Below are 20,359 nucleotides of genomic sequence, written 5' to 3'. Positions count from 1 at the left end.
AAAAGGTAAACAAGAATGGCCGAGAAAACCGTTTCCGCCGATTCCGGCTCGACCTTCAGAACGTTGCGCAATCTCTGGCCCTACATGTGGCCGGCCGACCGCGCCGACCTGAGGGCCCGGGTGGTGTGGGCCACCGTGCTGCTGGTCGTTGCCAAGCTGACCCTGGTGGCCGGACCCTATTTCTTCAAATGGGCGACCGACGCACTGGCCGGCGATAGCAAATCGCCGCCGCCGCTGCCGGCCTTCCTGCTGGCGCCGGTCATGCTGGTCGTCGCCTACAATACCGTGCGGCTGGTGCAGCTCGGCTTCAACCAGTTGCGCGACGCCCTGTTTGCACGGGTCGGCCAGCATGCCGTGCGCCGGCTCGCCTTCCGTACCTTCGTGCACATGCACGAATTATCGCTGCGCTTCCACCTCGAACGGCGCACCGGCGGACTGTCGCGCGTCATCGAGCGCGGCACTAAAGGCATCGAGACGATCGTCCGGTTCACCATGCTGGCGACTGCGCCGACGATCGTGGAATTCGCGCTCACCGCCGGCATCTTTGCCGTCACCTATGGCTGGCTATACGTCTTGGTGATCGCGGTCACGGTCTGGCTCTATGTCTGGTTCACCGTCAGGGCGAGCGATTGGCGTATTTCGATCCGCCGCGAGATGAACGACAGCGACAATGAAGCCAGCACGAAGGCGATCGATTCGCTGCTCAACTACGAAACAGTCAAATATTTCAACAACGAAGCCATGGAGGCCGAGCGCTTCGACCGTTCCACGGCGCGCTATGAGGTGGCTGCGACCAGGACCTGGACTTCGCTTGGTTGGCTGAACTTCGGCCAAGGCGTGATCTTCGGCATCGGCATGACCGTCGTCATGGTGCTGTCGGCACTCGAGGTGAAGGCAGGCACACAGAGCGTCGGCGATTTCGTCTTCGTCAACGCCATGCTCATGCAGCTTTCGGTGCCGCTGAATTTCATCGGCATGATCTACCGCGAAATCCGCCAGGGCCTGACCGACATCGAAAACATGTTCGATCTGCTCGACGTCAAGCGCGAGATCGTCGATCGACCGGGCGCCAAGCCACTGGTCGTCAGCGCCGGCAATGTCGAGTTCCGTGACGTGCATTTTTCCTACGACCCCAACCGCAAAATCCTGAAGGGTATCAGCTTCGAGGTGCCAGCAGGCAAGACGGTGGCCATTGTCGGTCCCTCCGGAGCCGGAAAGTCGACCATTTCGCGGCTTTTGTTTCGTTTCTACGACATCCAGCGCGGCAAGGTTCTGATCGACGGCCAGGACATTCGCGACGTGACGCAGGAGAGCTTACGCGCCGCCATCGGCATGGTGCCGCAGGACACGGTGCTGTTCAACGACACCATCGCCTACAACATCCGCTACGGCCGCATCGGTGCCAGCGAGGAGGATGTGCGCAAGGCAGCAGAACTGGCCCAGATCGGACCGTTCATCGAGCGGCTGCCCGACGGCTATCGCTCAATGGTGGGCGAGCGCGGGCTGAAACTCTCCGGCGGCGAGAAGCAGCGGGTGGCGATTGCCCGCACCATCTTGAAGGCTCCGCCGATCCTGATGCTCGACGAGGCGACCTCGGCGCTGGACAGCCACACCGAGCAGGAGATCCAGGCGGCACTCGACCTGGTCAGCCAGGGCCGCACCACCCTCGTCATCGCCCATCGGCTGTCTACAGTGATTTCGGCCGACGAAATCATCGTCCTGCAGGACGGCCAGATCGCCGAGCGCGGCACCCATGCCGCCTTGATGGCCAAGCGCGGCCTTTATGCATCGATGTGGGACCGCCAGCGCGAGGCAAGCGAGGCCGAGGAGCGGCTGCGCATTGCCCGCGAAAGTGACGAGTTCGGCGTCGTCGTTCGCCGCCGCACCTCGGAGGTGAGCTGAAAATCGTGCTTGACCTCAACTTAAGTTGAGATCGTAGGCCGTTTTGGATCGCAGCAAGATGCGTCGTTCAAAAACGGAGACAATCGACATGAATGGGATAAATCAGGCAGTTAGCGGCGGCAGCGTATTCCGGGTGGACAAGTTTGTCGTTCCGGCCAACGCCCGCGAGGAGATTCTTGCCAAGGTCCGAATGACGCATGAATTGCTGCGCCAGCAGCAAGGGTTCGTCCAGGATTTCCTGCTTGAGCAATTCTCGGGGCCGGGCGAGTTCAACCTCGTGACCATTGTCGAATGGGAAGGGCAGGCCGCTGTCGACAAGGTGGTGCCGATCATCAAGGCTGCGCATGAGCGCAGCGGCTTCAATCCTCAGGAGACCATTGCGCGACTTGGCGTCAAGGCCGATATTGCCAACTATCAGCGGATTCCCGGGATGTAAGCTCTTTACGGCCAGCCGGCGCCCGGCGCAGTAGCGTCGACGCTGAGCACTTGGCCGGTACGGGCATCGCTGATCATATGTTCGAAGCCGCGCCATTCGGCGGCAACGATGAACAGCGTTTTTCCCTCGCTGCCGCCGAGCATGCAGGCAAAGCAGCCGCGGTCGACATCGACGCTTTCGAGCATCGCGCCGCCCTCGCGCACCCGCACGCAATGCCGGTTCGGAACATCGGCATACCAGGCCGCACCTTCGGCATCGAGGCAGATGCCGTCGGGAAAACCGTTGCCGAGATTGGCCCAGATCCTGCGGTTGGAAAGGCCGCCATCGGCAGCGATGTCGAAGGCGGTCAGCCGGTTGGCGTGGGACTCGGCAACGATCAGCGTCTTGTTGTCAGGCGTCACCGCCATGCCATTGGCGAAGGCGAGGTTCTCAGCCACCTGCCGAACCGAGCCGTCAGGCGCTACCAGCACGATGGCACCGGGGCCGAAATGCTGGCCGGGACCCGGAGCAGGCCCACCACCATTGACATAGATGTTGCCGCGCCTATCGACGACGATCTCGTTCCACGGGCTCTTTGATAGTTGTCTCAGATCGGCATGGGTGACCAATGTCCCGTCTGCCTCCTGCCTGAGGATCAGCCCTTCGCGGCCGGACACGACAAGCAGGCGCCCGTCCGGCAGCCAGTCAATGGAATAGGGCAGGGTGGCCGGCACGGTGAGCACGATCTCGCTGTTGCCTAGGACGTCAACGGCGATGATCTGGCCCGTACCCCAGTTGCAGAACCACAGCCGGCCATCGTGCCAGCGCGGTGACTCGCCGAAAGCCAAGCCGTTCATCACCACTTGCACTTGCCTAGCTGCTGATTTCTGCATGGGCCGAGAACCTCCGGGTTGCGCAAATCGTCATGGCCGAAAAGGCCGATGAGAGGCGCTGTCTTGCCAAGGACGGGCGAGAGTGCTGCGTTCCGACAATGAGGATGGCGACGGCGTCGTTTATATTTGACCTGAGTAGCCGCACGGAACCGCGCGATGCGCCGTGCGCCTTCACTCATTCTTCTTCAATGAAGTATAACCGGCCGGTGCTTGCGGACGGGAAAGTCAAATGCAAGAATCACGTTGGCCCGCAGAATCCTGTTGTGGCAAGCAGGGAGGGCGTTTGGCGTGTTTGAAAGATTTTCCGGCTGGGCTAAGAAGAAATTTCAGCGATCAGCGACCATTTCACCGACTCGGTCCAAACAGTCATCCCCAGGCAAGCCATCATCTTCGGTGATCGTGCCGCGCTCAGTCGTGGAAGACGCGGCCGACAATCCTTTCGGTCTCATTGTAGCCGTCAGAGAATTCGTCGAAGCCATGGTCGCGCAAGGCCTTTACCGTTCCACGGAAATCAGCCCCAAGGCAATGCAGGCCTGTCATGCCGATGACTATTTGGCTGAGGTCAACAATGGCGGCCATAGCCAGTTCATCTATAATTCTGGCGAAGAACTCGACACCGTCATTGCCGACGCACGCACTGCCCTCGCTGAGATGGGCGCGCACGGACAACTGGCGACTTTGGACCAAATGGCTGCCTGGGTCGCGGAGCACCCCGAGGAGACTGAGGAACAGACAGGCTTCGAAGGAGGTACTGACGATAAGCTCAGTACTCTCGACCGTCTATTCTACCAAGCCGATCAGGCCGCATCGATGCTCGCTCTATCGGCGCGCTGGATAAACTCGTGGCCTGAACTCGCAATCGTTGAGGATGCCGACTACCGAGAAGCCATCCATCAACTGGCCATGGCCAATCCCCGGCGCGAGCCGAGGCTACTCCATCGTTCTGTTGGCAAGCTGGTCAATCAAATGACGGGCTGGCGTGATGTCGGCGTCGGCCTTGCATGCGCCGAGGCGCCTAGGCCGGAGGTCAAGCTGGCGCTCGGCATGGCAAGGGTGCTGGACGTCGAGGGCGAAAAACTGTTGGCTTTTCAGCTGCGCACCAATGCCAAGGAGCCGCGTCTAGCCGTCGCCACGCCCACGCATGCGGCCGTCTATGAATATATCGCCCCGAAGGATCCGTCCGTCGCGCGTCCGGGCGAGAATCCATTCGCTGCCGGCGCCCCGCGCGTCGGCAAGAGACTTGCCCGTGTTGAAGCGCAGGCAATAGAAACGGTGCTCGAATTGGCCGCAGCCTATCATGCGCCGGTCGCTGTCGACCTCTTGCTACGCAGGGCCGGGTTCGATCCGACCGATGCTGTCGTCTCGGCGAACTCGGTGGTGCCTAGGGAAGGCGGCGCAGTTGTGAACTGGGTGGTTATGGCCGACGGGCATGTATTCTTCCTCCAGTCGACCCCGAAAGGCGGCGCGCTGCGCGGCAGCCACGAAGAGAGCCTGGCGGAGGCCGATCGGCGCGAGCTCGAGGAGTATTTCGACCAAGCGGCAGCAGCGGGTGCCTGAGTGGATTCCGCTTGGCCGTTCTGAGACGGCGGCGACCGCCACCCCCGAGCGCTCCCATTGTCGCGTTGCGACCGCGGGGTGTTTCCGCTATTGAGGCCGGACTTGGAACCAAGGTTGTCCTGATCCCATGAGCCTCGTCGACACGATCAAGAATGCGTTCGTTCCGATCCATCGCGAGGGTTATCCCTTTATCGCTGCGTTCGGCGCGGCGACGCTCTTTCTTGGCTATTTCTCCTCGACCCTGTTCTGGATCGGTCTCATCCTGACGGCCTGGTGCGCCTATTTCTTCCGCGATCCCGAGCGTGTCACGCCGATCGACGACCGGCTGGTTGTCAGCCCGGCCGACGGCATCGTCTCGGCGGTTGGCCCGGCCGTGCCGCCGCGCGAGCTTAACCTCGGCGGCGGCGAAATGACCCGCATCTCGGTATTCATGAACGTCTTTTCCTGCCACGTTAACCGCTCTCCGGTGCGTGGCCGCATTTCCAGGATCGAGCATCGGCCAGGAAAATTCCTCAACGCCGAACTCGACAAGGCAAGCACCGAGAACGAGCGCAACGGGCTGGTCATCGAAAGCCCCAATGGAACGGTCGCCGCGGTGCAGATTGCCGGCCTGGTGGCGCGGCGCATCGTCTGCTGGGCCGAGCCTGGCGGCGCCATCGGCACCGGCGAGCGCTTCGGGCTGATCCGCTTTGGCTCGCGCGTCGATGTATTCCTGCCCTCGACCGCGACGCCGCGTGTCGCCGTCGGCCAGACCGCGGTTGGCGGTGAGACGGTGCTGGCGGAATTCGGCGGCGTTGCTGCAACGCCGCTCGTGCGGGTGTCCTGACCGGTGGCGCCGCCGTTCAAGAAATTCGAGGCGCATGGCGGCGGAGGGCCGCGCATTCGCGAAATCCCGATGCGCATGGTGCTGCCCAATCTTGTCACGGTGCTTGCCATCTGCGCTGGCCTGTCCGGTATTCGCTTCGGCTTCGAGGGCCGCTTCGAGCCAGCGGTGGTGATGGTGCTGCTCGCCGCCTTCCTCGATGGTATCGACGGCCGTCTGGCGCGAATGCTGAAGGCGACTTCCAAATTCGGCGCCCAGATGGATTCGCTGGCCGATATCGTCAATTTCGGCGTGGCACCGGCGCTGGTGCTCTATGCCTTTCTACTCGACAGGGCAGGTTCGCCGGGCTGGATCGCCGCACTGCTGTTCACCATCGCCTGTGGGATGAGGCTTGCCCGTTTCAACGTGCTCGACGAAGAGCTCGACCGTCCGCAGTGGCAGACCGAATATTTCGTCGGCGTGCCGGCGCCGGCGGGTGCGGTGTTGGTGATGCTGCCGCTCTATCTGTTCTTCCTCAGGCTTGGGCTTGAACCCAGCCGCCTGGCGGCCTTCATTGCCACCGGCTTTACAATCTTGGTGGCGTTCCTGCTGGTCAGCAGACTGCCCGTCTATTCCGGCAAGAGCGTCAGGATACCGGGCGACAGGGTGCTGCCGATCATTCTCGCAGTCGTTCTCTACGTCCTGCTTTTGATGACCTATCCCTGGTATACGCTGACGGCCTCGGTTGCCGGCTACCTGGTCTTCTTGCCGTTCAGCGTGCGCGCCTATTCGAGACGCGCCAAGCGCGAAGGCGAGAAGGTGCCGTCGTCGGACATTGGCTGACGGATTTTGACTTGGGAGCGGCTCGCAGAGCACGCGGCGCTGTGGAACGCACCTCAAAAACCCGTTTTCGGAACTTGCTGGGCGGCCAGACCGTTTGTGTTGGTAGGTCCGTTTGAGCGGCTGGTCGTGATACGTCGTCAACGTCGCGCAAGCTGCCGCATTGGGCGCAAAACCATCGGAAACGAGGAGAAATGGCTGTCATCCTCATCGGCGCGTTACTGACTGTCGCCGGCCTCGTCTATATGGCGGTTGCGGCCATCATGCGCGGGCGGCTTAGTGAGCCGGCCGCTGTCTCCACCGCGCCGGATAGTCCGACCCCCAATCTCGCAACACCAGGTCCGACTCTGGAGCCGCGACGACGCGGGCTCCGTTTTCTCGGCCTGTCGCAGAACTGGCCGGGCCTGCTGATGATGGCCGTCGGCGTCATTCTGCTGTTGTCGGTGGTGGTCCTCTAGAGTTTTCGACAGCAAACCTCAGGCGGCTGCGCTCAGTCCCAGCCTCTCGAGCGCCAGCTTTCTAGTCGAGACATAGTCGGTCTTGCCGGAGCCCAGCACCGGGATCTCTTCGACCTTGACGATGTCGTTCGGCACCATCAGTTCGGCCGCCCCGGCTTTTTTGCCGAATTCGCGCAATTCGTCGGGATCCGCATTGGCGGCGGTGGTGACCAGAACGAGGCGCTCGCCGCGCCGCTTGTCCGGCACTGCCACCACGGCGTGATGCTCTTCTGGCCACAGCGACTGCACCAGCATCTCGACCGCACCAAGTGATACCATCTCGCCGGCTATCTTGGCGAAGCGCTTGGCGCGGCCGCGAATGGTGATGAAGCCTTCGCGATCGACCGAAACGATATCGCCGGTGTCGTGCCAGCCTTCGAGCGGCTGCAGCTCGCCCGGCCTATCGGCGGTCATGTAGCCCATCATCAGGTTCGGCCCGTCGAGCCACAGCCGGCCGGCGTCGCTAATGCCTTCGACCGGTTCGAGTTTCATGCGCATGGCCGGCAGCAGCCGCCCGACCGTTCCGTCGCGGCCGTGGATGGCAGTGTTGACGGCAACCACCGGTGCGGCCTCGGTCAAGCCAAAACCTTCGATGATCTCGGCCTGGAAGCGCTCGCGGTAAACCCGGCGCGTCTCCGGCTTCACCGCCTCGGCACCGGCCACGACGAAGCGCAGGCTGGAAAAATCGTCGTCCTTGGCGGTGCGGGCATAGTTGGCGAGGAACGTGTCGGTGCCGAACATCACCGTTGGCCGGACCTTGCGCGCCACCTCCGGAATAAGTTTGTAGTGGAGCGGTGACGGGTAGAGGAACAGCTTTACTCCGGTGACCAGCGGCAGGATGGTGCCGCCGGTTAACCCGAACGAGTGGAACACCGGCAGCACGTTGAGCAGGATGTCGGCAGGCGAGATGGTGATGCGGGCTTCCGCCTGCATCGCATTGGCAAGAAGGTTCCGGTGCGACAGCACCACGGCCTTGGGCGTGCCTTCCGAGCCGGAGGTGAACAGGATCACCGCCGGCTTGGCCGCATCCTGGCGCTGCAGCGGCCAGCGCCACAGCAAGGCGGCTGCGGCCTTGTCCAGCACGGTCACGCTTGCGCGAACATCCTCCAGCCACAACAGTTTCGCCCCGCCTTTTTCCACCGCCTCGACGATGTCGGCGAGGTTGGCCTTTTCGACAAAGGCGCGTGAGGAGACCACGGTGCGGATCATCGCCGTGCGGACGGCGGCGGTGACGCTGGCCGGGCCGGCGGTATAGTTGATCATTGCTGCCACCCGCGCAGCCGACAAAAGTCCGACGAACGACAGCACGACCCCATTGGCGTTGGGCAGGAGCAGCCCAACCGCTTCGCCCGGCGCTGTTATTGCCTCGAAGCGGTGGCCCAAAACCCTGGCGCCGATGAACATTTTCCGGTAGCTCAGCGCGCCACCAATGACGTCCTCGACAATTGGATGCGAAGCGCCAACCCGGTCGGCGGCATCGCGCATGGCAAGAAACAGGCCGCGATCGAGATCGTTGCCGAAAAGCCTGGCCTCAGCGAAGCGATCGAACAACGCATTTGTGTTGGAGGCCTGATCGGGATTCCGCGCCACCAGCTCGGCAATGGTCATCGGCTCCAGCACGCTGATCGACAGCTGCGGAAACCAGTGGCGGGGCGCCTTGTCCGCCGGCGTCAGTGAAGCCGGCAGGCTGCGTGCGCCGGCAACGAAGATCGGCACGATGCGCGCGTCGGCCTGCATGGCGATACGGGTGATGGCGCGAAACAACCGAAACGACTTGACGTCGGGCTCGACCGCATCCGGCAGGTAAACGGCGAGCCGGCCCTTGCCCTTCAGCACCCGCACCAATCTGCGGCTGACGAAGACATGCTCGGCGTTGAAGGCGATGGTGCGGCCGAGCTCACGCCACGGCTCCAGCCACGGCGACCTGGCCGAAGCCTGGTCGAGGATGTGCAGCGTGTCCTCCGGCAGCAGCGACAGCATCAGCGCCGGCTCGATGCGTGACTGATGCCAAACGACGTAGATGACCGGGGCCGCCGACTTGCGGGCAATCTTGATGCGCTCGTCGCTGATCCGGTAGGCGAGCTTGAACGGCACGTAGAGCAGCGCCTGGCTCAAACGCAGGCCGAGGCGGAACGTCTCCACCACGCCGATCAGCAGCCAGGCCGCGACAAGACCCGCAAGCAGCGCCAGTGTCAGGATCATCGCCGCATCTCCCAACAATCTCACGTCACGGCTCTTCAGTGGCCGCTTCGGGTGAGAACCTAGCCGAAGTTGGATCAACGTCAATGCGGCTCCATTTTCCTTTTCTCCTGTCATCACTGGATTCGGCTGCCTATCGCAGCTACGCCGCTTTCATCCTTCCGCTGATGAAGCGGAATTCCTGCGTCTTGCCGCCAAAGCCATAGGCGGCCGCAGGCACTTCATGCACGAGGGCGTAGCTTTCCTCATGCACCTTGCCCAGAAGCCGGCCGAATGCGGCAAAAATTGCCTGCAGATACGCCTCCAGCTCGAGCTTGGTGTTGGTGCCGTCGACAACCTTGATGTCGAGCCAAGCCGTGTTGGCGCCATGCTCGGCCAGCGACTTGCCGCCGGCGAACCAGTGCTCGGGGTCGTGATAGGAAATGGCAACAGCTGTAATCGTTGCATCTTTGCGCAGATGCATGGCCGTCAGTTCGGTCACCTCCTTGGCAATGGCGGCTGACAAACCGGCATCGGGTTTGCCGGTGACGCTGACATTGATGATCGGCATGTTTCTTCTCCTCGGCTTCAAGCGGCGTTTCTCGCCGTCGATAAAATCGTGCCATCATTACTAAATCAAAAAAATCGAATTGTTTTTGATAAACACTTTGATAGTGTCGAATTATGCAGATGTTCGATCCCGACCTCCTCAAGACTTTCCTCGCTTTCGTCGATGGCGGTTCCCTGGCGCGGGCCGCGTCGATCGTCGGCCGCTCCCCGTCCGCAGTGACCGCGCAGATGCAGCGGCTGGAGGATGTTGTCGGCGAAGCGCTGCTGGTGCCGCAGGGGCGAGGGCGCGGTCTGACGCCGGCAGGCGAGGATCTGGTCGGCCACGCGCGTCGCATCCTTGCCGCGCACCGCGAGGCGTGGCTGGCCCTCAAAGGGGCGCGTGCCGACGGGCGCGTCGCCATCGGCACCACGCAGGACTTCGCCGACAGCGGCTTGCCGCAGCTTCTCAGGGCTTTCGCTGTCAGCCATCCGCGCGTCAGGATCGAATTGCGCGTCGGCCGTTCCGCTGAACTGGCGCAGGCTTTGCAGGCCGGCACCCTTGATCTGGCCATTGCCATGCGGCAGGTGGCGACACGCGACGAAGTCGGCGTGCTCAAGGAACCGATGATCTGGCTTTGCTCACAGAATGGGCTGGCCACCCGCCATGACGAACTGCCCTTGGCACTGCTCGATCCTCATTGCGGGTTTCGGGAAGCGGCGACCAGTGCACTCGATGCGGCCGGCCGTCGCTACCGCATTGCTGCCGGCAGTGCCAGCCTTGCCGGCCTGCGCACGGCAGTGCACGCCGGCATCGCCTTGACGTTGAGGACTGCGCGCTTCGCTCATTCCGGCATCGTCGAGGCGCCGCGCGATCTTGATCTGCCGCCAGTGCCGGTCGCCGAATTCGCCATCCGCTTGCGTGAGGATGCCGATCGGCCAGCGCAGGATCTGGCCGCGTTGTTCAGCGGCAACCTAGCCTTGGCCAACTGAGCCAGCAAAGAAAAAGCCGACCTTGCGGTCGGCTCTGAGTAGGACGGGCCGAGGGGTTTGGGGGGACTTGGGGTGGCCCGTCGCAGCCATAATGACTGAGCCCTATGATGGTTCCATGACTTTTCAAATTTATTTTGAGGAACGGACTTCTCGTGATCGGACCGCCAACTCGCCCTCGGACGCGGCGAGGATCGGTCCTGCATCCTCTGCGCGCTGCCTAGCCATGAGCCAGTCTCGGCCGGCGTGAGCGAACACCGCGCAAAGCACGATGGCCCCGCCGAGCATGCTGGCTGCCGGCGGGATCTCCGCGAGGAACAGGAAGGCAAACAGGATCGCGAATGGCACTTCGGCCGAGCCCAGCAATCCGGACTCGGCCGCCGGAATAAGCCGGGTGCCCTCCGTCCACAAGATCGAGGCCAGCGCGAACGAGGCGCCGAAGGTGGCTAGAAGCACAGCATCCCAGGCCGAGACGGCCAGCGGCTCGGCGATGAGCCAGCCGAGCACGAACAGGAGGAACGCCGACACGGCACCCGCCCACACCACCGGCGTGTCGCGGAAGGCCCGCACCATGATCATGTAGAGGGCACTGCCGATCGTCATCAGCAGCGCCAACCCGTCGCCGAACAGATGGCCGGTGCCGAAGCCGGACCAGACCATGATCGCCACACCGCACAGTGACACGGCGGCGGCGGCAAGCGTCTGCAGCCGGAACGGCTCGCGGACCAGCATGAAGGCAAGCAGCGCGGTGACGAAGGGTGCGGTGGCGTAGATGATCGCGACATTGGCGACAAAGGTGAACTTGAACGCCGAGATGAAGGCGATGCTGGCGAGCGCGCCCTCGATCGCCAGCAGCCAGCCGCGCCAGCCGAGCCGCAGGCTGTCGCGACCGCCGGAGCGCTGGCGACGCCATAGCACATAAAGGCTGATCAGGATCGAGCCGACGAAGCCGCGCCAGCAGGTGATGGTCAGCGGGTCGGCATGGATCGATTTGGTCAGCACGCCGGTGAGGCCGAAGACGGCCGCCGATGCCGAGACCAGGATGATGCCGAGGGTACGTTCGCGGGCGCTTTCCACTGTGCCTGACATGTCCAGCGATTCCGTCATTTCACCAGCTTACGCTGCCCCGTCCTGACACCATAGTGTCAGCTTGATCGAGGCGTCGTGCATCGAAACAGCAGACGGCAGCGCCGTTGAACAGGATGCCCGCAAGAACCCTTTCGCGGGTTTCCAGGGTGGCGATATCGGCCATATGTCCGGCGGCCTTACGAATGTGTTGCGAGAGAGGGTGTGAAGGCGTTGGATGTCGGGCATCCGTATCGTCCGGCTATACGGGCGAAACCCTGCCAAGCGCTACGCCAGCGGGGACTTGCGTTTGGGGCAGGCGACACCGCCGTTAAGCGGCGAAGCCAGACAACTATGGGAGAGAAATGAAATGGACGCGATCGCATTGAAGGCCATGCAGGCGCCGCTGAAGGAGGCCTATCGCGACGACGCCTCGCGCGCGCTGATTACCCTCAAGGCCAAGGGCTCGATCGACGACCAATCGATCGCCTGCAAGGTCGAGACGGGCAGGGCGATTGCCATTGCAGGGCTGCATCCGGCGACCGGCGGCACCGGGCTCGAACTCTGCTCCGGCGACATGCTTCTGGAAGCGCTGGTGGCTTGCGCCGGTGTCACGCTGAAGGCAGTGGCGACGGCGCTGGAATTCAAGCTTGGGGCCGCCACGGTGGAAGCCGAAGGCGATCTCGACTTTCGCGGCACGCTTGGCGTGGCGAGGGATGCGCCGGTTGGCTTCCGCGCCATCCGGCTGACAAGGGTCCCTCAAGGGGGGAGATCACGTTCTCCTACTGCGCCGACGGCTCCTCGGCGTCGCCCTCGTCGGCGAAGGGCGAGGCGCTCGGCACGCACTGCACCGACCAGCCGGCCGGCGTCGGTTGCTTCTGGTATTCGGTTATGGCGAAGGCGCACTGTTCGCGGGTGTCGAATGTGCTGGGCAGCACGACCATGCCGCCTTGCGGGCCGGCGATCACCAGATACCAGACTAACGCTACGCTCGGTGCCGCCATGAGTATTTCCTCGCTCTGCTTGTTTGGGAGTCGCACGATCCTAGCAACTCCGGCCCAGCGGCGAAAGCTGGGCCAAAGCGCGGCGTTAAGCCACGGCATCACAGCCGCGTGATGTCGGTCGTTTTCCGGCTGTGGTTCAGTTCACCGCAAAACAATAGAACAGGCCGTCGCCGCCGGTGCCCTTCAGCGCCTCCTGGCTGCAGCCACCGCGTGACGCATGCGAGGAATTCCACGATTTGGCGGCTGCCGAATCATCGAGGCCGGTACGATCGTGATGACCCATCATCGCCACACCTTCTGCTCCGCTCAGCGTCCAGTCGCCGCAGGTCTGGTCGGCTATTTTCGTGCCATCCGGCTTGGAGCCGGTCAACACGTCGTGCCGGTTGGGCGTGTCGCCGCGGCCGTTGACCATTTGGCCCTTTTCGTCGAGTGCCGTCTTTTTGGTGATGGCGTTGGCATCGCTATGCAAGGAAGCGACATCATCGGCGATCTTGACGCCCTTGGCGTTGAACCACGGGCCTTTGCCGATACGGTCGCGTGCATCGGTATCGCTGGTCGAGAGATAAGCGCGCCATGTCTTGCCGGTAACGCCCGCGGCTTCGGCCAGTGAACTACAATGGGCGTCGGCGCCAGCCACACCGCCGAGATCGGCGCCTTTGCCGGAGCCGACGCTGGTGACGAAAAAGCTCATCGTTGCCTCCTGCGACGACGTGGCGCCGATAACTGCAAGCAGCGCGGTGGCAGTCAAGAGAAGCAGTCTCCGCATATGGTCCTCCGTTCCTCGAATTGTGGCACCCGAACAACGTTGGTGCCGGCGCAATTCTTCCGGCAAAATGCGATGTGTGGCTACTCCGGCTGCCGGTAGGCGACAAAGCGATTGTGCTTGGCCTGGAAGATCAGCCCGGTCTCCTTGAGCATAGGGCTGGCCAGCGGCACGATACGCTTGGCGATCTCCGAAGGGTGCGGCAGTGTTTCAGGATCCTCGCCGGGTACGGCCTGCGCCCGCATCGCGGTGCGCGTTGCCCCGGGATCGGCGGCATTGACCCTGAGCGGCAGGTTTTCGGTCTCATGCGCCCATGAACGCGTCATGGCCTCGACCGCCGCCTTCGACGCCGCATAAGGCGCCCAGAAGGCGCGTGCGGAGTGGGCAAGGCTGGAGGAAAGCACGATAGCACGGCCGGCATCGGAAAGCCTGAGCAGCGGGTCGACCGAGCGGATCAGCCGCCATGTTGCGGTGACGTTGATGGTCATCACCTTCTCGAAGGTCTTGGCCTCGACATGGCCGATCGGGGCGATGACGCCGAGCACAGCGGCGTTGGCGACCAGTATATCGAGCTTGCCCCAGCGCTCGTGGATGGCGCCGCCCAGCCGGTCGATCCCCGCCATGTCGGCAAGATCGAGCGGGGCCAGCGTCGCCTGTCCGCCACCTGCCTTGATCTGGTCGTCGAGTTCTTCCAAGCCGCCGACGGTGCGAGCAACCGCAATCACATGCGCACCGGCCGCGGCAAGCTCCCTGGCGATGAAATAGCCGATACCGCGCGACGCGCCGGTGACGACCGCAACGCGGCCGGAGAGGTCAAGGCTCATACGATGGATTCCGACAGGCAAGGTGAAGCCGCCGTAAGGGGCCAAGGGGACGGAGACAAACGGACCGGCAAGGCCTACGACCCGCCGGCCGCTAACAGCGACAGCGTGCGCACATTGTCGGAGCCTTCGAAATCGGCAAGCCGGGTCGGATACTGACCGGTGAAGCAGGCGTCGCAGAATTGCGGCTGCTCGTTGTCGCGGCCGGCTTCGCCGACGGCGCGATAGAGCCCGTCTATCGAGAGGAAGCCGAGCGAATCGACGCGGATGAACTCGGCCATCTCCTCCACCGACATGCGCGATGCCAGCAGCTTCGATTTCTCCGGCGTGTCGACGCCGTAAAAGCAGGAGGCGCGCGTCGGCGGCGAGGCAATGCGCATATGCACTTCCTTCGCGCCGGCATCGCGCACCATCTGCACGATCTTCTGGCTGGTGGTGCCGCGCACAATGGAATCGTCAACCAACACCACACGCTTGCCTTCGATCATGCGGCGATTGGCGTTGTGCTTCAGCTTGACGCCCATGTGGCGGATCGAATCGCCGGGCTGAATGAAGGTACGACCGACATAGTGGTTGCGGATGATGCCGAGCTCGAACGGAATGCCCGCGGCCTGCGAGAAGCCGATCGCCGCCGGCGTGCCCGAATCCGGTACCGGCACGACGATGTCCGCCTCGACTGGGCTTTCCAGGGCCAGCTCGGCGCCGATGCGCTTGCGCACTTCGTAGACATTGCGGCCTTCGACAGACGAATCCGGCCGCGCGAAATAGACATATTCGAAAATGCAGAAGCGGGTCTTCTGCGGCTCGAACGGGAACAGGCTTTCGATCCCCTTGCTGGTGACGACGACCATTTCGCCGGGCTTCAGGTCACGCACGAAACGCGCCCCGATGATATCGAGCGCACAGGTCTCCGAGGCGAGGATCCAGGCACCGTCGAGATCGCCGAGTACCAGCGGGCGGATGCCGAGCGGATCGCGGCAGCCGATCATCTTCTTGGACGTCATCGCCACCAGCGAGAAGGCGCCTTCGACCTGGCGCACCGCATCGATAAAGCGCGAATTCAGGTCGCGCTCCTTGCTGGTGGCAACCAGATGCAAGAGCGTCTCGGTATCGGAGGTGGAAGAGAAGATGGCGCCTTGCTTCTGTAGCGCGCGCTGCACGGTCATGGCGTTGGTGAGATTGCCGTTGTGGGCGACGGCAAAGCCGCCATCGGCAAGTTCGGCGAAGAAAGGCTGGATGTTGCGCAGGCCGGAGCCGCCGGTGGTGGCATAGCGCGTGTGGCCGATGGCACGGTTGCCTTGCAGGCTGTCGATGACACGCTGCTTGGTGAAGGTGTCGCCGATCAGGCCGACATGGCGTTCTACATGGAATTGGGTGCCGTCGTAGGAAACGATGCCGGCCGCTTCCTGGCCTCGATGCTGCAACGCATGCAGGCCGAGCGTTACGATGGCTGCGGCGTCCTGCCGGCCGAAAATGCCGAACACGCCGCATTCGTCGTGGAAATGGTCGTCGGCTTCGGCGGAAAGCACGTCGTCTGCGTCTGCCATTGAGGGCTCAAGCTCCGCTAAAGTCGCCATATAAGGTCATAGCGCATCGAAAGCAACGCACGTCGTGCGGCGTTCGCATGATCGTCAGTCTTGATGCCTCGCCAAGTCTGCAGATTGGCAAGTCTGTCGAAATCAGTTTGCCGGCGCCGGGTTTGCAGGTGCCGGCGTCGCGGGCGCATTGTCGGCCGGTGGCGCGTCGCTGTCATCGGGTGCCGGAGCGGTGGCGTCGTCGCCGGCGGCAGGTGCTTCCGCTGCAGGCGCGTCTGGGGCCAGAGGCGTCTCGGTGGCTGGCTGATTCGGATTGAGCTTGTTGAGGATAGCGTTTTCCGGATCCTCGGGCAGCAGGCTTTCGAGCTTGGCGCCGATCGATTCGAGCAGCGGCTTTGACTTGGCGTTGGCAATCCAGCCTGGGGCCTTGGCGCCGGCCAGCCAATTGAAGAAAAGCAGCGCAACAGCGACGACCAGGATACCGCGCGCCGCGCCATAGAGGAAGCCAAGTGTACGATCGAGCGCGCCGATCCTGGAATCGATGATCCAGTCGGCGAGCTTCATGGTGATGACCGAAACGACGATCAGCGCGACAATGAAGACGATACCGGCGGCCGCTGCCATGGCGGCCTTTTCGTTGTCGATATAGGGCTGAATGTAAGGCAGCACCGGCTTGTAGAAGAAGAAGGCGGCCGCTGCAGCGGCTGCCCAGGAGATGATCGACAGGATCTCGCGCGAAAAGCCTCGAACCATGGCGAGCATCGCCGAGACCAGGGTGAAGCCGACGAGAATTCCGTCAAGCAGCGTAATCGGCATGTTTTCGCCCCACTCCGATCTCTTTTTCGCGGCTCGACGAGCCGCATCACTCTCGCTCGTCGACGCGGCTGCGCCGTGAGCCGGCTATGCGCGCCACGAGATCGGCAAGCTCGGTGGGCTGGAAAGCGCCGGCTCCGATCCCCCCGACCCCATTACCACCGACAAGTTCCTCGCTGCCCAAGGGCAGAACCGCGCTTCCGAAACCCAGCTTTTCGGCTTCCTTGAGGCGCTGCTGCGCGTGCGCAACCGGCCTCACCGCACCCGAAAGGCTGATTTCGCCGAAATAGACGCAATCGGCGGGAAGGGCAAGACCGGTGAGCGAGGAAACCAGTGCCGCCGCCACTGCCAGGTCGGCCGCCGGCTCCGAAATGCGGTAGCCGCCGGCAACGTTGAGATAGACGTCGTGGGTGCCGAAGCGGACGCCGCAATGAGCTTCCAGAACCGCCAGGATCATCGATAGCCGGGCACCGTCCCAGCCGACGACGGCGCGGCGCGGCGTGCCCAGCGTCGACGGCGCCACCAGCGCCTGGATCTCGACCAGCACCGGCCGTGTGCCCTCCATGCCGGCGAAAACCGCGGCACCCGGCGACTTCGCATGGCGCTCGCCGAGGAAAAGCTCGGACGGGTTGGCGACTTCCCGCAAGCCCTTGTCCGACATTTCGAAGACGCCGATCTCGTCGGTTGGCCCGAATCGATTCTTGACCGTGCGCAGGATACGGAAGTGGTGGCCGCCTTCGCCCTCGAAATAGAGCACCGCGTCGACCATGTGCTCGACGACGCGTGGGCCGGCGATCTGGCCCTCCTTGGTGACATGGCCGACCAGAACGATCGCCGCCCCTGTGGATTTTGCATAGCGGATCATCGCTTGGGCAGCGGCACGCACCTGGGTCACCGTGCCGGGCGCCGAATCGGCCATGTCGGTCCACAGCGTCTGGATCGAATCGAGAATGACCAGATCCGGCCGCTTGCCGTCGGCGATGGTGGCGAGGATGTCCTCGACATTGGTCTCGGCGGCGAGCTCGACCGGGGTGTCGGCGACGCCGAGCCGCTGGGCGCGCAGCCTGATCTGGGCGACCGCCTCTTCACCCGAGACGTAGACGATGCGGTGGCCCTTTGCCGCCAGCGCGGCCGCGGCCTGGGTGAGCAGCGTCGACTTGCCGATGCCGGGATCGCCGCCGACCAGTAGCGCCGAGCCGCGCACGAAGCCGCCGCCTGTGGCGCGGTCGAGCTCGCCGATGCCGGAGACAATGCGCGGCGCATCCTCGATGTCGCCGGACAGCGTCGTCAGCACCACGGCGCGGCCCTTGCGCGCATTGCGGGTGTTGGCCGGACCCGAGCCTATGCCGCCGGACGTGCCTTCCTCGACCAGCGTATTCCACTCGCCGCAGGCATCGCATTTGCCGGCCCAGCGCTGATGCACCGAACCACAATTCTGGCAAATGAACTGGACGCGGGACTTGGCCATCAGGCGCGGCCTGCGACAATTGAAAGACAGGTCGGCGGAACAGCGCCCCCCTCTGTCCTGCCGGACATCTCCCCCACTTGGGGGGAGATCGGACTGAACGTAGGATTTCGCCAATTTTCCGCGTCGCAAAAAAGAGTGGCGTCGCGAGTGACAGCCAATCTCCCCCCATGTGGGGGAGATGTCCGGCAGGACAGAGGGGGGCGCCGTAGAGCGCCGACCGCATTTTCGGGGCGTGGTTTAGCGAGCTGGTTCAAATTCAGTGCTTCTTGGCGAGAGCGCGAACTTCGGCAAGCGCCTCGTCGAGCAATTCCGGGTTGGGTGGCAGCATCTGCGAGTTGTAGATGGAAATCATGCCCTGTGTCTGGGTGGCAAACTCCGGCTCCGCTTTCCGCGCTTCCTCAGTGATCGCATCCACGTAAAACAGGAAATTCTGCCCGGCCAGAACAGGCACACCGCATCCACCCATGATCAGAGTGGTCGTGGAGACCACGCCATTCGGTTCCGGTTTGCCCTTGAACACCTCGGCAATCTCGTATCGTACGTTAACCAGTATTCGGCCATCACCCTCATCAGGCGGAACAGTTCCAAGTTTGATTGGGCTAAGCTCAGTTTCAGTAACCATGCCTCGGAATACCAGGGAGGCCTCCGCAAACGCTCGCTGCGGCGTCCAATCTGGAGGCATGGAACAAGCAGAGGCGGTTGCGAGGGCGGCAACCGCGCCAATGAGCGCAAAAGCAAGAACGGCGGCGCATCTGAAGTGGTTACCCATGCTACTCAAACCGATCCGGCAAATGATGCTCCTCGGCAAGATCCGAGAAGCGGGTGAACTCGCCCTGGAAGGCGAGGCTGACCGACCCCGTTGGGCCGTGGCGCTGCTTGGCGACGATGACTTCGGCCTTGCCGCGCATTTCGTTCATCTCGTGTTCCCATTTGATGTATTCGTCGGTGCCCGGCTTCGGCTCGCGGTTCTTCAGGTAGTATTCCTCGCGGTAGACGAACAGCACCACGTCGGCGTCCTGCTCGATCGAACCGGATTCGCGCAGATCCGAAAGCTGCGGGCGCTTGTCGTCGCGGCTCTCGACCTGGCGCGACAGCTGCGACAGCGCAATGATCGGCACCGCCAGCTCCTTGGCCAGCGCCTTGAGCCCGGTGGTGATCTCGGTGATCTCCTGGACGCGGTTTTGCGATGATTTCGCGCTCGACCCCTGCATCAGCTGGATATAGTCGATGACGATGACGTCGAGGCCGCGCTGGCGCTTCAGGCGACGTGCCCGGGCAGACAGCTGAGCAATGGAAATGCCGCCGGTCTGATCGATGAACAGCGGGATTTTCTGCATCGTCTGCGAGCACGCGACGAGCTTTTCGAAATCCATCTCGCTGATCTCGCCGCGCCGGATTTTCGACGACGGGATTTCGGTCTGTTCGGAGATGATGCGGGTGGCCAGCTGTTCGGACGACATTTCGAGCGAAAAGAAGCCGACGACGCCGCCATTGGCCGCTTTGAACGACCCGTCGGCCTGCTGCGCTGGGACGTAGGCCTCGGCGATATTGAAGGCGATATTGGTGGCGAGCGAGGTCTTGCCCATGCCGGGGCGCCCCGCAATGATGATCAGGTCGGACGACTGCAGGCCGCCCATGCGGCGGTCGAGGTCGCGCAAGCCGGTGGCGACGCCCGACAGATGCCCGTCGCGCATATAGGCGGCATTGGCCATGTCGACGGCGGTCTTGACGGCGTCGGTGAAGCTCTCGAAGCCGCCATCATAGCGGCCGGTCTCGGCCAACTCGAACAGGCGCCGCTCGGCATCCTCGATTTGGTCGGAGGGCGACATGTCGACCGGCGCGTCATAGGCGATGTTGACCATGTCCTCGCCGACCGTGATCAGCGCGCGCCGCGTGGCCAGATCGTAGATGGCGCGGCCATAGTCGGTGGCGTTGACGACCGTGACGGCCTCGACCGCCAACCGCACGACATATTGCGCCACCGTCATGTCGCCGACCTTCTCGTCGGCCGGCAGGAAGGTCTTCAGCGTGATTGGCGTCGCGATCTTGCCCATGCGGATGAGCTCAGCCGCGACCTCGAAGATCTTTCTATGCAGCGGCTCGTAGAAATGGCCGGGCTTCAGGAAGTCGGAGACGCGGTAGAAGGCATCGTTGTTGACCAGTATGGCGCCGAGCAGCGCCTGCTCGGCCTCGATATTGTTCGGCGCCTCGCGATAGAGCGGTGTTTCCGCCACGCCGAATTTTCGTGCTGCCTCTGCCATGATGTCCCC

At 63.2% G+C, this 20,359-nt stretch carries 19 protein-coding genes and 1 pseudogene; 8 read left to right on the top strand and 12 right to left on the bottom strand.

Translation table 11 applies throughout. The features are described from left to right. Positions 1 to 15 precede the first annotated feature (15 nt). Together NKH17_RS22480 and NKH17_RS22475 are read left to right on the top strand one after the other, a co-directional pair. Complete coding sequence (locus NKH17_RS22480) at positions 16 to 1,902, top strand: ABCB family ABC transporter ATP-binding protein/permease (RefSeq protein ID WP_352479213.1); 1,887 nt, start codon at positions 16 to 18, stop codon at positions 1,900 to 1,902. An 88-nt stretch (positions 1,903 to 1,990) separates the two neighbouring features. Beyond that, the gene (locus NKH17_RS22475; protein WP_254820223.1) at positions 1,991 to 2,338 is read left to right on the top strand and encodes an antibiotic biosynthesis monooxygenase; all 348 of its coding nucleotides are present in this window, start codon (positions 1,991 to 1,993) and stop codon (positions 2,336 to 2,338) included. A 5-nt stretch (positions 2,339 to 2,343) separates the two neighbouring features. Here NKH17_RS22475 and NKH17_RS22470 read toward each other — a convergent pair whose 3' ends face one another. Next, positions 2,344 to 3,210 (bottom strand): SMP-30/gluconolactonase/LRE family protein, encoded by an 867-nt coding sequence (locus NKH17_RS22470; RefSeq protein ID WP_352479214.1) that lies wholly within the window; start codon positions 3,208 to 3,210, stop codon positions 2,344 to 2,346. Positions 3,211 to 3,420: 210 nt separating this feature from the next. Between NKH17_RS22470 and NKH17_RS22465 the strand changes: the two genes are divergently transcribed. The 4 genes from NKH17_RS22465 (at position 3,421) to NKH17_RS22450 (ending at position 6,867) form a co-directional block, all read left to right on the top strand. Further along, positions 3,421 to 4,767 (top strand): DMP19 family protein, encoded by a 1,347-nt coding sequence (locus NKH17_RS22465; RefSeq protein WP_352479215.1) that lies wholly within the window; start codon positions 3,421 to 3,423, stop codon positions 4,765 to 4,767. Between the two features lie 127 nt (positions 4,768 to 4,894). Further along, positions 4,895 to 5,593 carry a phosphatidylserine decarboxylase gene (locus tag NKH17_RS22460; protein WP_352479216.1) on the top strand — a complete coding sequence of 233 codons (699 nt, stop codon included), beginning with the start codon at positions 4,895 to 4,897 and terminating at the stop codon, positions 5,591 to 5,593. Positions 5,594 to 5,596: 3 nt separating this feature from the next. Next, the gene (locus NKH17_RS22455; RefSeq protein ID WP_023677728.1) at positions 5,597 to 6,412 is read left to right on the top strand and encodes a CDP-alcohol phosphatidyltransferase family protein; all 816 of its coding nucleotides are present in this window, start codon (positions 5,597 to 5,599) and stop codon (positions 6,410 to 6,412) included. Positions 6,413 to 6,603: 191 nt separating this feature from the next. Next, the gene (locus tag NKH17_RS22450; RefSeq protein ID WP_352479217.1) at positions 6,604 to 6,867 is read left to right on the top strand and encodes a hypothetical protein; all 264 of its coding nucleotides are present in this window, start codon (positions 6,604 to 6,606) and stop codon (positions 6,865 to 6,867) included. Between the two features lie 18 nt (positions 6,868 to 6,885). Here NKH17_RS22450 and NKH17_RS22445 read toward each other — a convergent pair whose 3' ends face one another. After that, positions 6,886 to 9,108, bottom strand: coding sequence for an AMP-binding protein (locus NKH17_RS22445; RefSeq protein WP_352479218.1), 2,223 nt, complete (start codon positions 9,106 to 9,108; stop codon positions 6,886 to 6,888). A 139-nt stretch (positions 9,109 to 9,247) separates the two neighbouring features. Further along, entirely contained in the window at positions 9,248 to 9,655 is a 408-nt protein-coding gene (locus NKH17_RS22440; RefSeq protein WP_352479219.1) for a tautomerase family protein, read from the bottom strand. 113 nt (positions 9,656 to 9,768) lie between these two features. Here NKH17_RS22440 and NKH17_RS22435 point away from each other — a divergent pair, with 113 nt between their 5' ends. Continuing rightward, positions 9,769 to 10,623, top strand: a complete 855-nt coding sequence (locus NKH17_RS22435; protein WP_352479220.1) for a LysR substrate-binding domain-containing protein — start codon at positions 9,769 to 9,771, stop codon at positions 10,621 to 10,623. 129 nt (positions 10,624 to 10,752) lie between these two features. Here NKH17_RS22435 and NKH17_RS22430 read toward each other — a convergent pair whose 3' ends face one another. After that, positions 10,753 to 11,727, bottom strand: a complete 975-nt coding sequence (locus tag NKH17_RS22430) for a DMT family transporter (RefSeq protein WP_352802427.1) — start codon at positions 11,725 to 11,727, stop codon at positions 10,753 to 10,755. A gap of 328 nt (positions 11,728 to 12,055) precedes the next feature. Between NKH17_RS22430 and NKH17_RS22425 the strand changes: the two are divergent. Further along, positions 12,056 to 12,433, top strand: a pseudogene (locus NKH17_RS22425) (OsmC family protein); the annotation flags it as partial. A 34-nt stretch (positions 12,434 to 12,467) separates the two neighbouring features. Here NKH17_RS22425 and NKH17_RS22420 read toward each other — a convergent pair. The 8 genes from NKH17_RS22420 to NKH17_RS22385 form a co-directional block, all read right to left on the bottom strand. After that, entirely contained in the window at positions 12,468 to 12,689 is a 222-nt protein-coding gene (locus NKH17_RS22420; protein WP_254820234.1) for a hypothetical protein, read from the bottom strand. A 136-nt stretch (positions 12,690 to 12,825) separates the two neighbouring features. Continuing rightward, positions 12,826 to 13,455 carry a hypothetical protein gene (locus NKH17_RS22415; RefSeq protein ID WP_352479224.1) on the bottom strand — a complete coding sequence of 210 codons (630 nt, stop codon included), beginning with the start codon at positions 13,453 to 13,455 and terminating at the stop codon, positions 12,826 to 12,828. Positions 13,456 to 13,535: 80 nt separating this feature from the next. Beyond that, positions 13,536 to 14,276, bottom strand: coding sequence for an SDR family NAD(P)-dependent oxidoreductase (locus NKH17_RS22410; protein ID WP_352479225.1), 741 nt, complete (start codon positions 14,274 to 14,276; stop codon positions 13,536 to 13,538). Between the two features lie 74 nt (positions 14,277 to 14,350). Next, a complete protein-coding gene (gene purF / locus NKH17_RS22405) occupies positions 14,351 to 15,820 on the bottom strand; it encodes an amidophosphoribosyltransferase (RefSeq protein WP_352479226.1) in 1,470 nt (489 codons plus the stop codon). Positions 15,821 to 15,952: 132 nt separating this feature from the next. Next, positions 15,953 to 16,624 carry a CvpA family protein gene (locus NKH17_RS22400; protein WP_254820238.1) on the bottom strand — a complete coding sequence of 224 codons (672 nt, stop codon included), beginning with the start codon at positions 16,622 to 16,624 and terminating at the stop codon, positions 15,953 to 15,955. A 46-nt stretch (positions 16,625 to 16,670) separates the two neighbouring features. Continuing rightward, positions 16,671 to 18,089, bottom strand: a complete 1,419-nt coding sequence (radA, locus tag NKH17_RS22395; RefSeq protein WP_254820239.1) for a DNA repair protein RadA — start codon at positions 18,087 to 18,089, stop codon at positions 16,671 to 16,673. A 256-nt stretch (positions 18,090 to 18,345) separates the two neighbouring features. After that, positions 18,346 to 18,858, bottom strand: a complete 513-nt coding sequence (locus NKH17_RS22390; RefSeq protein WP_352479227.1) for a hypothetical protein — start codon at positions 18,856 to 18,858, stop codon at positions 18,346 to 18,348. A gap of 1 nt (position 18,859) precedes the next feature. Further along, the gene (locus NKH17_RS22385; RefSeq protein ID WP_023677714.1) at positions 18,860 to 20,350 is read right to left on the bottom strand and encodes a replicative DNA helicase; all 1,491 of its coding nucleotides are present in this window, start codon (positions 20,348 to 20,350) and stop codon (positions 18,860 to 18,862) included. Positions 20,351 to 20,359 lie beyond the last annotated feature (9 nt).

The organism is Mesorhizobium sp. M1334, assembly GCF_040317995.1.
In the GTDB taxonomy this organism is placed as follows: domain Bacteria; phylum Pseudomonadota; class Alphaproteobacteria; order Rhizobiales; family Rhizobiaceae; genus Mesorhizobium.
Note: the sequence above shows the minus strand (reverse complement) of the source record. Positions and strands in the feature narration are given on the sequence as shown.